This window comes from Janthinobacterium sp. SUN137, from assembly GCF_030587265.1.
GTDB lineage: Bacteria > Pseudomonadota > Gammaproteobacteria > Burkholderiales > Burkholderiaceae_D > Janthinobacterium > Janthinobacterium kumbetense.
On sequence record NZ_JAPWHZ010000002.1, the window covers coordinates 1,459,911 to 1,474,790 of the forward strand.

Consider the following 14,880-nt stretch of genomic DNA (forward strand, 5'->3'; position numbering starts at 1 on the left):
CGCCGCTGGCGCCCAGGCTGCCGTCGGCCTTGACACCCGCGCCCAGCAGGCTTTGCGCGCCGCTGTCGATGCGCTCGGCCGTGATGCGGTTGTCGCCCTGCGCCGCGATCACGCCCGTGTTGGCCAATGTGCCCGTTACCTGCAGGCGTTGATTGCCCGCCGCATACAGGCTGCCGCTGTTACGCACCACGCCCGCCTGCGTGTCGAGATTGCCGCCGGCAAACACGCTGCCCGTGTTGTGCAATGCCTGCAATTGCAAGCTGGCATTGCCGTGTTGCGCCTGCACCTTGCCGCCCAGGTTATCCAGCTGTTGCGCGGTCACGGCCAGGTTCTGCCCGGCCGCCAGCGTGCCGGCCGTGTTGTCGATCGTGCCCAGCGCGCCTATCGTCGCCTGCTGCACGGCGCTCAGCAAACCCTGCTGATTCGAGAGCGTGCCGACCGTCACGGCCAGGTCGCCATTGCTTTCGATACGCCCGCCCGTATTGTCCAGCGTTTGCGCCACGCCCAGCGTCATGCCGCCGCTACCCGTCTGGCCGATGCCGCCGCCCCGGTTGTCCAGGCTGCCCGCCTGCAGCGTCACCTGCTGCGCCACCAGAGTGGCGTCGCGGTGGTCGATGCTCGCGGCGTCGATACGCAACGCACCGTTGCCGATGAGTTTGCCGCCCTGGCCGTTCAGGGTGCTGGCCGTGATGGCCAGCACGCCAGTGCCCGCATGCTCGATGCGGCCGTTGATGTTCGTCAGGGTCGCGGCACTCAGGCCCAGGTCGCTGCTGTTGACGGCGATACGCCCGCCCGTGTTGTCCAGCACACCCGTGGCGATGACGGTCTTGCCCTGTCCCGTCTGCACGATGTCGCCACCGCTGTTGTCCAGGTTTGCCACCTGCAGGGCCAGCTGGCCGCCGCTCAATTGCCCCTTGCCCGTGTTTACCAGCGCCTGCGCGTTGCCCGCATTGGCCGTGATCGACAGCAGGCCCGGCGTACTCACCACCGCGCCATGGGTCAGCACATTGCCCTGTGTCGCCGTCAGGGCGATATTGGCGGCGCCGGTCTGACTGCCGCTCAAGTCCAGCGACGTGCCCGTCAAGCTGGCCTGGCCCGCCGCCAGGTTCTGCCCGCTGGCGGTGATTCCTTGTGTAGCCGCCAGGGTCAGGTCGCCGCTGGTGCCCAGACTGCCATCGGCCTTGACGCCCGCACCCAGCAAGCCGCTGCTGCTGATGCTGTTCGCCTGCAGGGTCGTATTGCCCAGCGCGGCGATGGAACCGCTATTGATCAACGCACCGCCCACCGTCCACTGCTGGTCGCGGCCTGCATACATCAGGCCTGTGTTGCTAAAGTCCCCAGCGGTCTTGAATGCCAGGTCGCTACCCGTACTGATCACGCCATCACGATTCTCCAGTTGCCCCTTGCTGGCGATGGAGGCCGCTGCTGCCGACGTGATCCGTCCCTTGGTATTGTCAATGCTTCCGGCTTGCAGAGACAGCGTGCCGTTACTGCTAATCTCGCCAGCAGCGTTATCCAATCGTTGCTGGACGGTAAACATCGCGTCGCCGGTACCGGTTTGCACCAACTGGCCCGCATGATTGCTGAGAAAATTGACAGCCACATTCAAACGATTCGCCGATGTCACTGCTCCATCGTGTTGCATGGTATCCGCAACGATATGCACGGCACCATTGCTGATCAATGTACCTTGTTCGTCATGCAGAACGCTTGCTTGAAGGGACAGGTCCCCGCTGCCCGCATGCTCAATACGTCCTTGCGTATTGGTCACCGAGGATGCTGCGATATTCAGGCTATGGCTATTGACGGCAATGCGGCCGCGCGTATTGTCCAGCAATGCGCTCGGCGACTTCAGGGCAATATTCGTGTCGCCCGCTCCGGTCTGTATCATGACGCCATCCCGGTTACTCAAACCCGAGAGCGCGACATCAAGCTGGCCGGCACTTAAGGTTCCCTTGCTGTTGTCCAGTATCTGGCGCGTATTGGCATTTGCCGTAATGGATAGCGTGCCAGGAGTGCTGATGATCGCGCCCACGCTACTGACATTACCGGCGCTTGCCGTCAGGACGATCTGCGAGGCGCTGGTTTGACTGGCATCCAGATTGATCGAAGCCGCATTCAGACTGGCCGTTCCAGCGGCCAGATTTTGGCCATGCGCGGCCAGGTCATTGCTCACATTGACGGTCAAATCGCCGGCAGCGGCCAAACCGCCATCGAATTTGACACCGGCGCCAATCAGGCTGCCCGTTCCACTGCTTACACTGTCGGCCCGAATGCTGTTGTTGCCATGCGCGGCGATGACGCCAGTATTTGTGAGTTTGCCACCGAGATTCAAGGCCAGATTGCCGACCGCATACACGCTGCCGCTGCTATAGGCATTACTACCCTGGAGATGCGCATTGCTTCCAGCGAAAATGCTGCCTGCGGTGTTACTCAAATCCGCAAACTGCAAATTCGCCTGACCGGCAAACGCTTGCAATGTGCCCCCTGCATTGTCGATATTGGCGCCTTCAAGCGTCAGGTTCTGTCCAGACGCGACTATGCCCGCGCGGTTATCCAGTTCCGCGCCGGCCTGGATACCGATGCTTTGCGTCGAGGTAATGCGTCCCTGGGTATTCGACAGCAGCGAAGTCGCTATTGCCGCGTCGCCACCAAGTTCAATATTGCCGGCACGATTATCCAGATTTTGCGTCGCCAGCAGCGACGCCTGACCGGAACCGGTCTGGCTAATGCTGCCGCCACGATTGTCGATTACGACACTTTTGATGCCTATCTGCTGCGCCGACATGACAGCATCGCGATGGTCCAGCTTGCCGACATCGAGCGACATGCCGCCGTTCGTGACAATGCGGCCACGCTGCCCCAGGAGTGTATCTGCCACGACCATGGTGAACGCTCCCGTACCGGCGTGCTCTATCTTGCCATCCACGTTATAGAGCATCTGCGTGCGTAGAGCCAGATTTTGGCTATTGCTCGCAATACGTCCGGAACTATTGTTCAATGTACCTGGCAATTGAAGCAGCAGATCGTTGGTACCAAATTGAGATATCTGTCCACCGATATTGGACAAATCATGCGCGCGCAGATCGATCTGATTTGCGCTCACGACGGCCGCGTCCGTGCGCACTGCATCTGTGGCGTTGAGCGACAACCCGCCCAGCGTTGCAATACTCGCGCGGCTGGCATCGAGGTCGCCCGCGCTGGCACCCAGGCTGATGTTCCCACCCGAAACTTGCGCGCCAGCAAGGTCCAGCTGGCGCGCCGCCAGGCTGCTGTCGCCGCCAGCCACGGCCGTGCCGTGCACGGCAATGATGTCCCCAGCAGAAACGCTCAGCTTGCCGCTGGCGGCCAAGGTATTGTCCAGATTCAAGCCAGCCGCCAGCACCGAGCCGGCGGTGGCATCAATGCGCGCCGCCGCCCCCGTGGCATGCACCTTGGCATTGCCCTGGGCCGCGATCACGCCGCTGTTGGCAATGTTGCCCTGCGCCTGCACCAGGCTGTCGCCGCCCGCATACACGGTGCCGCTGTTGGCCACGTCGCCCGTCACCGCAATGCTCGTCTGGCTGCCGCTGCCTGCGGACTGGATATTGCCGCTGTTGCTCAGCCAGCCATTCGATTGCAGCACCAGATTACCCGCCGTGGCCGCCAAGACGCCTGCATTGCGCACACCCAGGCCCGCTTCCGTGCCGATCAGGGTGATCTTGCCCGCGTACATGCCGCCCAGCTGCGCCACGTCCAACGCATACGCCGGAGCCGGCCCCACGCCAGCAATACCGCCCGCCACGCCATGCGCCGCATCGATCTGATTCGCCCCCGTCACCACTTTCAATTCCTGCGCCCAGATGCCGCCATTGATCTGTGCGGCGCGCGCCAGGATGGCCGTGTAGTCGCTCAGCGACGTGTCCAGTCCACGCCCGTTGATGCTGACCACACCGCGCTGTACCATGTAGCCGTCCAGGCTGCCGCCGTTGAGGATCGGCGTGCCCGTCGTCAGCGTGACCCGACTCGCATTGATGAAACCGCCGCCGTCGATGGCCACGCCGGCCGGGTTGGCGATGACAACCTCGGCGCGCTGCCCGGCCACCTCGACATAACCGCGCAGCTGGCTCGGGTTGGCCGAATTGACTTCATTGAGGATCACGCGCGCGCTGCCGCCTGCCAGCCATGGGTTGCCTTGCACCCAGCCGCCCGTCTGCGTCTGCACGTTGCCGCGGCTATTGTTCAGGATGGCGCCATTCGCCGTCACGTCGAACTGGCTGTAGGTATTGCGCGACACGCCCGCCGCGCTCGGTGTCTGGATGTTGACCTGCGTCACGCCGTTCGCGCTTTGCACCACGGTCGGACGCTGGCGGCCCGGCGCGTTCGGGTCGGCCACGATCTGCCCCATGGCTGGCCCGGCGACAAAACTCACCATGCCCAGCGCGCCAAACACGGCCAGCGCCAGCGGCCGTAACTTGCCATTCACACTTAAACTTAGCCCGCCACCGCCATCGCCTTCAAACACGCCATTCGTCAAGCTGCCCTCGCCCTTGGCCGCCTTGCCTTGCGAAGAAGCATTTTCGGCGACGACCATCAATTGGCCACGGCGTTTATTGAAGATAATGCGGTACAGGTTCTTATTCATGAAATGTCCTAATGACAATTAAATGATGCGATAAGGGGAGAAGAGAACAGCTGGCGGATGGCAGCGTTTCACATCGGAATTTTTTAATAGCTGGCGTTCAGGCTGAAACCGGCCGTATGGCTGGCCGTGCGGAACAGTTCAGGCTTGCGCACAGGCCAGCCGACAAAGGCGTCGTACTGCACGCCCAGCCACTGGCCGCGCAAGCCGACGAAGGCGCCCGTCAAGTTGCTGGCTATCAGCCAGGCAGCGGACGGCCCCGCCACTTCGCCATGGTCGAGGCCCGCATACGCTTCCTGGCCGCTGCTGCCCAGCGGCATACCGAGCTCGTTGCGCAGCAACCAGCCCCGTTCGGCCGACAGGCTGCTTTCGCCGTCGTAGCCGCGCACGGTATACCGCCCGCCAATCGCAAAACGGTCTTGCGGCACCAGCGGCGTGCGGTTGTGCTGCATGCGCCAGCTGCCCGTGTAGCGCAGCGGCTGGCCAGCCACCTTGAACGGCGCGGACAGGGCCGCGTCGGCCAGCAGCAGCTTGAAACGCGACGTGCCCTCGCCGAACGCTTCCTCGGGCGCGGCCAGCGCATCCATCGCGCCCGTACCGCGCCGGTATTGCAGGTTGACGTCAAACGTGGCCTGCCCCAGGAATTCGCGGTGGCCGATGCCCAGTTCCCAGCCGGCCATGCGGCGGCGCTGCACTTCCACTTCCGTGTCGTCGATGAAGTTTTGCGCGGAACGCTGCCAGCCCCGTAGCGACACCGTCGTCTTGCGCGAGGCGTCGCGGTACACCAGGCGCGACAACTTAACTTCGCGATTCTGGCTGGCGCCGCTGTAGTTGTAGTCCTGGCTGATGCCGGCCACGGACTGGTGGTAATGGCTGTCGCTGGCGGTGAAGGCCAGCAGCCAGTAGGCGTAGGGAATCGAATAATGCGCCACCATGCCGGCCGTGCCGCGCGGGCCGTCACGGTCGCCGTCGACGTTCTGGTTCAGGCTCAGGTAAAACAGGTCGTTCAGGGTCAGCCAGTGGTCATACGACAGGGTCACGCTGCCCTGCAGCTTGCCCGTCGAGCGCGAACCGCCATCGTCGAAGCCCAGCGCCAGGCGAAACGGCAAGCCCTGCTTCCATTGAATCTGCAGATCGCTCTCGCCCGGCTTCGCGTTGCCGCCCTCGGCCGGCATGATCTGGATATCGGCTTCGGCCGTCGGCACGCGCTTGAAGTTTTCCAGCGCCTGTTCCGTGTCGCGCACGCTGAGCAGGTCGCCCGGGCGCGCTGGCACGGCATTCCACCACGTGGCGCGGGGATTCGTGCCGGGCGCAAAGCCGATCTGGCGGATGCGTCCCGGTATCAGCGTCAAGGCCAGCGTCCCCTTGCTCAAGTCCTGCGGCTCGGCCAGCACGCGGGTGGTGACGTAGCCGCGCGCGATGATGGCGTTCTGCATGCGGCCCATCACCACATTGATGGCCTGCGTGCCCAGGCAGCGCCCCAGCGCAGAGTCCGGCGCGCCCAGGTCGTCGCGCCCGGCGGCATCCAGCGCCCATTGGAACTGCGCAGCGCCCTCGCCCTGCAGTTCCAGATGATCGATCGTAAAACACGGTGATTCGCCCGCGGGCAGGCGATTGGCGGAGGCGGCGACGGGCGCCTCGAGCAGGCGCACGTCGGGCGTGCGTTCCTGCTGCTGGCGCAGGAGGCGCTCGCGCTCTTGCTGGCGTATCAATTCTTGGCTGGCATCGTCGCGCTGGCTGGCGCCAGGCGGGGTGGGAAGGGGCGGCGCGATTTCAGGACGGGTCTGCGCGGACACGGCGGCACACAGGGTGCCGCTGAACAAAAATACACCGCACCATGGCGTCAAGCGCAGGTGCATATGTTGCCTTAAGTAATTATTTACGTAAGGAAATTATAAATTAATTATTTCTATCGGGCAACTTAATTTATTTATTGAGAACTTTACCTCCTTGGTAACTGTCTTTCAACTATCCAATTACCACTAGTAAATAGATGCGCGGCCTTGTGGCGGCAGCACAGGCAATGGCAGCCGATATCGATAGCATAAAAAAAGCCCTGTAAAAACAGGGCTTTGGCTTACCTAATCAGTAAGAACATGACATTTTATAATCGAAACTTATTCCACTCGATGGTCAATGAGCCGGCTAAGCATTTGATTTCTTTATGCTCTTCGGATCAATGAACAGCTGATGCCCTCGAGACAAGGTAGTATATGTCGATATATGAATACTTACCAAAGAATCACATCAAGAGAATAGGGGGAATATTTTCGCCCCCATCTAACGCGTCAACGGTCCCATAACTATGAAATAGTCAAGACGAGGTCATTACCACAACAATTGCGTGGTTTTACTCTGAAAATTTCTGAATTAGATACGGATTCCGTCGAGCGACTGGTGCTTATCCATCCACGACTTGACCCACAAAGGTTGACGGCCGCGACCGCTCCACTGCTGTTCTTGGTTGTCAGGGTTGCGATACAAAGCAGCCACAACTTTTTTCTCTCCCTTCGCTGCATTTTTTGGTACGCCTGCGATCAACTGGGTCAGCGGCACGCCGACCCGCTGTGCAATCGCCTGCATTTCCGCACGGGCTCTTTCCAGCTCGTCTTTTTGTCGGGCCTTGATTTCTTGAATTGCTTGCGCTTCGAGCTTTTTTAACTCGGCCAGTGATAATGATGAGATATCCATACGAATTCCTTGAAAGTAGGACAAATTTGGGGTGACACCTATATATGACTTGAGCACGCATGCCAAGTGAAAACCATTCTAAAACAATTCGCGCGTGCTTTAGCCCCTTTATTTCTCATTGTGCCATCGAAATACCTAGCTATAGGGGGCAATTTCGGCTGGAGCCATGCAAGTGGCCCGACAACAATAGTGGAAATCACCGTTGCCACGAAAGCCGAAATATGGAGCCACGATCCCCTTCTTTCGCATCGACCTGGCTTCTGGCCATGCTTCAAGGACAAACCTATGACCAGATCGCAGAGCAGTTTCGTGTCACGAAATCGACGGTGTCCAAATCGGTTGCCGATTTAGCACGAGATCTACAATCCGTCGTAGGTGTGATCGGCATTGACGAAGACAGTGCTCCCACTGCCCAGGTCATCCGCGCGCATGGGAAAGATTATCTGGAGGCATTGGAACATTTCGTGCCGCTGGCGAAACCTGCGGCCACAACCGCACCTCCGATCATTGCCCATACGCACATTGAGCAGCTGGTGCTGCACACGGCACGGCATAGTCGCTGCAAACAGCGCGATATCGCCCTTCTCCTCATGCTTATCCATACTGGCGCACGTCCAAATGAGATCGCCAGGATAACCATCGCCGACTACATCGATGCGTCGGGCCGGCGCCACTCGCCACCATGGCTGCCAGCACATGCCGCTTCGAATGGCATAGCACGCCCGCTTCTGCTTTGCGACACAACAGCGTTGTACTGGCTTGACGCGTATTTGGCGTGGCGCGTGGCCGCTGGATACGGTGTCAGCGATCGAAGCGCATATCGAGGACTGCAGGGCGACAGTAGCCTATTTCTCAGTCGGAGCGGTGAGTCGTTCACCTCGCCATGCGCGAAAGGCACCTCCGAAAAGGGTTTACACGACGTCCTGCAACGTATCTTCCGCTACGCCAATCTGCCTGGTCTTGGTGTGCTGGGCGCGCGGCGCTCCGTCGCGCATCGCCTGCACGCCGACGGCTGCACAACCGAGGAGATCGCGTTTTATCTTGGGACGCGAGCCGGTACGGTGCGCCGCCTGTTGTCGAAGAGTACCCAGAAACCACCACATCCGCGTATGTAGTCCCTACCTTCCCGTCCCTGAACGCATTCAGTCTTGCCGTTGCTCGGACCTCCCACGTGCGCTCGCGCCATGGGAAAAAGTCTGGACACGATAGCCGGGTTGACTCACTACAGACCAATGAGAGGATGGTTCATCGCTCATTTTCACGTAAAGGAGACCATCATGGACAAGGAAATCGTCAATCGCACGCTTGCGCAAGGCGCTCCGCCAACGGTCCTTGGCGAACGGCCAGCCCGCATTCCCACCGGCGGCACGATTCGGGCGGGCATCAAAGTGCTGAGCAAGGCGGCCGCGAGCAATCCGCAAGCCAAGGCAATCTACGATCAGGGGCTCGCCTCAAACTGTTCATTTGAAGAGATCGGACAAAAAATTGCCGAAGCTTTTCCAGACATCAAGGCACCGCTTGTTCCCAAAAATGTGACCTGGTTCACCGTACGTCCGAATGACTTCCCCAATCCGGCCCTGGCAGCGCAGATTTTGGCGGCCTTTGGCGAGGATCGGGGTGACGGCGTCATCCGGCTGTATCGTTTTCCAGTCATCTTTCCTGCCGATACCTGGCAACTGGTCATGCCACACGAACTGGCCGCCTGGGCACGCAATGACAAGCGCTATTGGAGCGAATATGCGTCGGATGGCCATACCCGCTACTGCAAAATGTACGCCCCGGTCCGCTTTGATGAGCGCAGCCAGCGCGTTGTACGTACCTTCGGTGGGCGGCCACTCCAACTGCGGCCAGAAAACAATGGCGTCTGCGATCCTGAAAACTGCCCGGAATTTCAGAACCGGCAATGCAACCTGACCGGAAAATTCATTTTTTATATTCCCGGCATTCCCTCGATCGATGCTTTCGTCCTGCACACGAACAGTTTTTATGCCATGAGCCGCGCCATCGAACGCTTTGAAACCATCTCGTTCATGCGCGGTGGCCGGCTGGCCGGATTCCTGGATCAGCACCGCACACCCTTTTATTTCAGTAAAAAGCTGCGCGACGTCTCGCATATCGATCCCAAAACCGGGCAATCCGTGCGCAGCGCACACTGGATCATCGAACTGGAAGCACCGATCGATGTCTCCTCGCTCTTGATCCAGCACGACGATGAAAGCGCTTTACACCTGGCGGATCAGGCCGCAAATATCTTGCAGGGTCACCATGAACAACGAGACGCAGCCTCAACGTCCAACCGTCCCGATGATGGAGATGATCTAACGCTGGAACAGCCTGCGGAGACCGGAGCATCTGTACAGCATAAGCCGGCCCCCGAATCCATGCAGTCTGAGTTACCTGCGCAGGAAGCCCCATCTACCGAAGATGAAGCGATCAACACCCTGTTCGACCTCGCCGCAGCCTATGGCGTAGATCGGGAGCGCTTTGGCCTCTTTGCTGATCGCCAGTGGGGCGCCGGCTGGCGGCGCAATGTAAATGGCCGCCAACGCGTGCTGGCGGAACTGGAACGCTATCAAAATGATCCGGAAGGCTTTTGTGACAAGGTCAACGCCCGCCTGCGCGCGTCCGACACGCCTTTATCCAGGCCACGCACTCCAACAGCGCCAGCCAAGGACAAATAATCATGCGCATCGCTCATTTTTCCGATCTGCACTATGCTGTATCGACCTTGCCCGAGGTCGACACCTGCTTCACCTATGCCGTGGACCAGGCGATCGCAAGACAGGCCGAGGTCACCGTCATTACTGGCGATACCACCGATCATGCCCTGGATGCCCATTCGCCGGCATTGATGGCGCTTGCGCGCCAGATTCGGCGCCTGGCCGACCATTGCCCAGTGCTGATGTTACAAGGGACGTTCTCACACGAGCCACCCGGTACGCTGGATCTGTTTTCACTGCTCGGGGGACGGTATCCCATTCATGTGGCCAACCGTCTACAGCAGGTCATCCTCAATAGCCGGCGTGAATGGACGGCTTCGACACACGCCCGTTTCGATGCCAACGAATGGCACGACGAAGATTGCACCCTGCTCTGCTCATGTGTTCCGACCATGAACAAGGCGAATTTGGCCGCCAGTGCCGGCGCGGAACAAGCGGGACAGGCGATGGGCCACTATCTTGCGGACCTACTGGCTGGTTACGCGCAGGGCAATCTGCTGGCGCGCCAGCGGGGCATTCCCACCATCGCGCTCTCCCACGGTACCGTGATCGGCTGCATGACAGAACATGGGGTGCCGATGGCGGGAATGGACCATGAATTTACCGCAGGCGCGCTGTTTCAGGCACAAGCCAATGCCGTCATGTTGGGGCATATTCACCTGCATCAGGCGTGGGAGCAGCGTGGGCAGATGATCGCCTACCCTGGTTCCATTGGACGGTTGCATTACGGTGAACAAGGTAGTAAGGGTTTTTTGATGTGGAAGATCACGGCAGACGGCGCTCTCTGTGAACTCGTCGCGACGCCGGCGCGCCGCACACTGGAGCTGGCGTTTGCTGGACCGCCGGATATACATGCACTGCACCAATACGTCGCTAGCTACTCCATCGAAGGTGCCTGGGTGCGTATCCGCTGGCAGTGCCTTGAAGAGGAACGCGCCACCATCGACCGCGAAGCGATCACGGCATTGTTTTGTGGCGCGGCAGGCATCAAGCTCGAAGGTCGCGTGATTCCCATTGTCCGTGCAAGAGCGGAGGGAATGGCACGCTGCCTTCAACTCGAAGAGCAAATCGATACCTGGGCACGCCAGGTTGACACGCCAGCAGCGCCCCTATTGACGTGTCTGGCCCAGTTAGCCACCCGCTCACCCGCCGACATTGCCATGGCCGCCCTGTCAGGAGAATCGGTCGCTGGCGAAGCTTAGACAGGCGGATGCAATGCTTCGAGAAATGGGCCTGTGCAGCCTTGAGGGGCGCATGCCCCGCTTCATACTAAAAATCAGAAAACACTTTGAACAGGAGAGATCACCATGCGCCCTCTTTCCCTCACCTTAACGGGCTTCATCGGCATTCGCGATGGGATGAACAAAGAATCATTGACGCTCGACTTCGAGCGTATGACAGCCGGTGCCCAACTGGTGGCCATCGTCGGCCCTAATGGACGAGGCAAAACGACCGTTTTAGACAATATGACTCCCTATGCAACCATGCCGTCCAAGGCAGGGGCTGACGGCCTTGGCAGCTTTTCCTACTATGACGAGGTGTATTTGCCGCTCAACCGCAAGGAACTCGTGTGGGAAATGGGGAAACAAAGATACCGTACCCAGATCATCATTCGCCTCAACGGCAAGCGCAGGAGCGAGGCCTACCTTCATCAGCTCTGCGCTGGTACATGGCAGCCCGTGCAACTGCCAGACGGTACCGTGTCCGATGGTCGGATGGAGTCGTATCAACGCTGCGTCGAGGACATCGTCGGTCCGGCCGCCACATTCTTTACCACGGCTTTTTCGGCGCAGAACAGGCGCCAATTGGCTCACTACCGCAATGCCGAAATCAAAATACTATTGAGTGACCTGCTCGGACTGGAGCGCGTGCGTACCAAGGGTCTACAGGCTGCGGAGACGGCCAAGCTGCTGCGCTACGGGCTTTCGGGCTTGCAGCAGGAACGGCGGCTGCTACAGCGACAGATCGATGACAATCACGAGCTTTCACGGCAATTCACCACGCCGGACGACGCGCTGGAGGCCGTACAGCGCTGCAGGCAGACAGCCCTGGAAGCGCTGGATGCCCAAAAAAATACCCTGGCGAAAATCAAAGCCGAACAAGCCGTTGACGCAACCTACCTAAACCAGCGCCAGCAGCTCCAACAAACGCTCCAGCAGCTACGCGATAGCGTGCGGACGGTCAATCAGCGGATGGACGAGCGCGAACACGACCTCATCGAGGTAGGCCAGGCATTGGCACACCAGATCCTGCAACGGCGGCAGGCGCATGCACAGGAATATCAGGCGCTAACCAGCAGGCACGCGAGGCTGCTGTTGCTAACCGCCGATCACTGGCGCGTGGCCCAGGCCAATCGGCGACTGTCGATCCTGACCCGCCTCCTGGAATGCCGCAGCAATCATGCCGCAACCTGCCGTCAGTTGCATGACCGGCATACCGAAGCAGCCTCCCAGCGTGCGCTCGCCATGCAAAAGATCGATGCGATCAACAGGGAAATCGGTGAAACGGTATGTCAAACCAGAGCATTGCACCAGCGCCTCTCGCTCACCGCCCTCGTTCCCTGCGCGGGAACCGCGCTACAAGGACAATGCCAGCTTCTTGCACACGCCCGCTCAGCCCGCCCCATCATTCCACAGTACGAACAGTCCCTGCGCCGACTGGAACACGCCCGGCACCAGCAAACCGAGGTGCTGTCGCAACTGGACAAGCAAATCGCAACCATGCCGAACTCGGCAGAGCACTTGGCGTGCGCGCTACACCGCCTGGATAGAACTCGGGCAAGATGCTCAGTCAATCAGCAGCTTGCCGCACGCACCGGCGAGATCGAGCAAGCATGCACCAGCATCGACGATATCGCCCGCCGCATTCCCCTGTTCGCGCCAGCCGTCGAGCATGAAACGGATACCGAAAAGCAGGAAAAAGTACGCATCGACAAGGAACTGGCAGCCATTGCAGATGAGCGCGCCCGGGCCACACAGGATGCGCGCGTGGAACGGGAGCGTATTGAACAGCAACTCTCCGCTCTTCCTGTGCCGTTCGATCCGACTCGTCTCGCGCATGCTGATCAGGAAATCGCTCACTTCACGGACAAGCTCGCGGCGTGTGAAGCACAACTGCACGAAGCGATCGGACGCCAGCACCGCCTGACTGAGCTTCAACGCCAGCTACTGGGTCAACGTCAAACGCTAACCGCCCTGGATGCCCGCATCGCTCACATTGAAGAACAAACTGCGACCTGGTCTTTGTTCGCCACATGCCTGGGCAATGACGGCGTGATCGCATTGGCCATTGACGACGCGGGCCCCGCCCTGTCGATGCTCACCAACGATTTATTGATGGCGTGCTATGGGCCACGCTTTACGGTATCCATTCGCACGCTGCTCGACTCGAATAAAGGGCAATCCAAGGAAGGGTTTGACATCATCGTCCACGACGCCCATACCGGCTTCGCCAAGAGCGTATCCAAAATGAGCGGGGGTGAACGCGTCTGGATCAATGAATGCCTCACGCGAGCCATGGCCTTGTATCTGACCCAGTCAAGTAACCGACGCAGCGAGACGCTTTTCTCGGACGAGGCCGACGGGGCCTTTGATGCCGAGCACAAACGTATGTTCCTGGCGATGAAGCGTCAGGTCATGCAACTCGGTGGCTATCAACAAGAGTTTTTTATTTCCCATACGCCGGAATTATGTGATTTGGCTGACGCAACGCTCAACCTCATGTGAAGTGAACCACAGGGTGGGAGTCAGTCCCTGTGCCAGGTTCACCTGCGCTGGGCCAGCGCTCAGTGACTGAAATGCTCAATTGCGACGCGATCACCCCACTCGCAAAAAAAAAGCGCCTCTAGTAGAGGCGCTAACTGTTTCCAGACAGGCATTAAGCACTGCCTTCACCAAGCGCAACAAGGCTGGCCACCCTGCTTTGCCTTTCGCTCACGATGCATTGACGTCGCCCATTTCTCCAACAAACCCCGTCAACCCTTTGAGCACATGAACATCTCCAGCCACCGTGAGCACGACATAAGCGCATTTCGGCTGCCGTCTTGGCGAGACGAATACCTTCCAGCCACAGTTCCTGCAGCGACTCATTGAATAGAAACACCAGCGGCATTTCCTCCCTTCCGTCGAAGTAGTCTTCGTAGCCTAAGTGCAGAGCTGCCCGAAATGCTTCCAGGTGCACAAGCTCACCGCTACCGGGTCGCCACTTTTCAGTTGCTTCGATATATTGCTGAACTACGGCCAGGCCGTGCACCTCATCAGCACCGTCCATCGTCGCCTCCATGGCGCTCTACCGCTTCGGCAGGGTCCTGCTGACGCTTCCTGCGCAATTCCATCAACTGTTCAACACTGTCGCGTATCGCTGCGTGCGCAAAACCCATCAGCCAGGCATCCCGCAAGCCGACCTCCCTATTAAACAAGCGCGGTACTTGCTCAATGCCGCGCTTGTAGTCGTCATACCCCATCTCCTCAGCGCGATATAACATCACGCTCATCAGCTCATGCCGCCGCCGTTCGTCGTCACGGATGTCCAGCGCGCGGCAATACTCGTAATATATCAAACCAATCGTTATATTGATCACTTCGTTCATGACAATGCTCCTTAGTGCAAATGCCCTACCCCGCCGCCCGTGGAACCTCCATGTACATAGCAAAGATCCTTTGCTGAGCACAGGTGTCCGGTCGCCAGGTCGCAAAAACAAATGCACGTCCTGTTTGTTCGAATAAACTGCGCGCCGTCCCGGGTCACAACGCGCGTACCTGGAGGCAGTGCCTCCAACTGCTCAATGAGCGGATCGACTTCTCCAGCTGCGCTGGCTTGTGGTATCCCACTCCTCTTCCAAGGTAAATA

The 14,880-nt window shown here is 59.5% G+C and carries 9 protein-coding genes; 4 read left to right on the top strand and 5 right to left on the bottom strand.

Features of this window, described 5'->3' with window-relative positions; all coding sequences use genetic code 11:
- The 3 genes from O3298_RS14590 to O3298_RS14600 all read right to left on the bottom strand — a co-directional run.
- The coding region (locus O3298_RS14590) for a filamentous hemagglutinin N-terminal domain-containing protein (protein WP_305059803.1) at nucleotides 1–4,624 on the bottom strand (4,624 nt) is incomplete at its 3' end.
- A gap of 83 nt (nucleotides 4,625–4,707) precedes the next feature.
- Nucleotides 4,708–6,480 (bottom strand): ShlB/FhaC/HecB family hemolysin secretion/activation protein, encoded by a 1,773-nt coding sequence (locus O3298_RS14595; protein WP_305059804.1) that lies wholly within the window; start codon nucleotides 6,478–6,480, stop codon nucleotides 4,708–4,710.
- 511 nt (nucleotides 6,481–6,991) lie between these two features.
- Nucleotides 6,992–7,312, bottom strand: coding sequence for an H-NS histone family protein (locus O3298_RS14600; protein ID WP_289909506.1), 321 nt, complete (start codon nucleotides 7,310–7,312; stop codon nucleotides 6,992–6,994).
- Nucleotides 7,313–7,533: 221 nt separating this feature from the next.
- Here O3298_RS14600 and O3298_RS14605 point away from each other — a divergent pair, with 221 nt between their 5' ends.
- From O3298_RS14605 to O3298_RS14620, 4 genes are all read left to right on the top strand, one after another.
- Nucleotides 7,534–8,427, top strand: coding sequence for a hypothetical protein (locus O3298_RS14605; RefSeq protein ID WP_305059805.1), 894 nt, complete (start codon nucleotides 7,534–7,536; stop codon nucleotides 8,425–8,427).
- A gap of 162 nt (nucleotides 8,428–8,589) precedes the next feature.
- A complete protein-coding gene (locus O3298_RS14610; RefSeq protein ID WP_305059806.1) occupies nucleotides 8,590–9,993 on the top strand; it encodes a hypothetical protein in 1,404 nt (467 codons plus the stop codon).
- A gap of 2 nt (nucleotides 9,994–9,995) precedes the next feature.
- On the top strand, nucleotides 9,996–11,234 hold the full coding sequence (locus O3298_RS14615) for a metallophosphatase family protein (RefSeq protein WP_305059807.1): 1,239 nt from the start codon (nucleotides 9,996–9,998) through the stop codon (nucleotides 11,232–11,234).
- Nucleotides 11,235–11,339: 105 nt separating this feature from the next.
- On the top strand, nucleotides 11,340–13,757 hold the full coding sequence (locus tag O3298_RS14620; protein ID WP_305059808.1) for an AAA family ATPase: 2,418 nt from the start codon (nucleotides 11,340–11,342) through the stop codon (nucleotides 13,755–13,757).
- 151 nt (nucleotides 13,758–13,908) lie between these two features.
- On the opposite strand, the gene O3298_RS14625 is transcribed toward O3298_RS14620, so the two are convergent.
- Nucleotides 13,909–14,301 carry a hypothetical protein gene (locus O3298_RS14625; RefSeq protein ID WP_305059809.1) on the bottom strand — a complete coding sequence of 131 codons (393 nt, stop codon included), beginning with the start codon at nucleotides 14,299–14,301 and terminating at the stop codon, nucleotides 13,909–13,911.
- Nucleotides 14,288–14,620, bottom strand: a complete 333-nt coding sequence (locus O3298_RS14630; RefSeq protein WP_289909467.1) for a hypothetical protein — start codon at nucleotides 14,618–14,620, stop codon at nucleotides 14,288–14,290. Before O3298_RS14630 ends, O3298_RS14625 begins: the two co-directional genes overlap by 14 nt.
- Between the last annotated feature and the right edge of the window lie 260 nt (nucleotides 14,621–14,880).

Bases quoted from the DNA above. Each gene is read 5' to 3' on its own strand.
- O3298_RS14595 (WP_305059804.1), bottom strand. From the start codon at position 6,480: ATGCACCTGCGCTTGACGCCATGGTGCGGTGTATTTTTGTTCAGCGGC.
- O3298_RS14600 (WP_289909506.1), bottom strand. From the start codon at position 7,312: ATGGATATCTCATCATTATCACTGGCCGAGTTAAAAAAGCTCGAAGCG.
- O3298_RS14605 (WP_305059805.1), top strand. From the start codon at position 7,534: ATGGAGCCACGATCCCCTTCTTTCGCATCGACCTGGCTTCTGGCCATG.
- O3298_RS14610 (WP_305059806.1), top strand. From the start codon at position 8,590: ATGGACAAGGAAATCGTCAATCGCACGCTTGCGCAAGGCGCTCCGCCA.
- O3298_RS14615 (WP_305059807.1), top strand. From the start codon at position 9,996: ATGCGCATCGCTCATTTTTCCGATCTGCACTATGCTGTATCGACCTTG.
- O3298_RS14620 (WP_305059808.1), top strand. From the start codon at position 11,340: ATGCGCCCTCTTTCCCTCACCTTAACGGGCTTCATCGGCATTCGCGAT.
- O3298_RS14625 (WP_305059809.1), bottom strand. From the start codon at position 14,301: ATGGACGGTGCTGATGAGGTGCACGGCCTGGCCGTAGTTCAGCAATAT.
- O3298_RS14630 (WP_289909467.1), bottom strand. From the start codon at position 14,620: ATGAACGAAGTGATCAATATAACGATTGGTTTGATATATTACGAGTAT.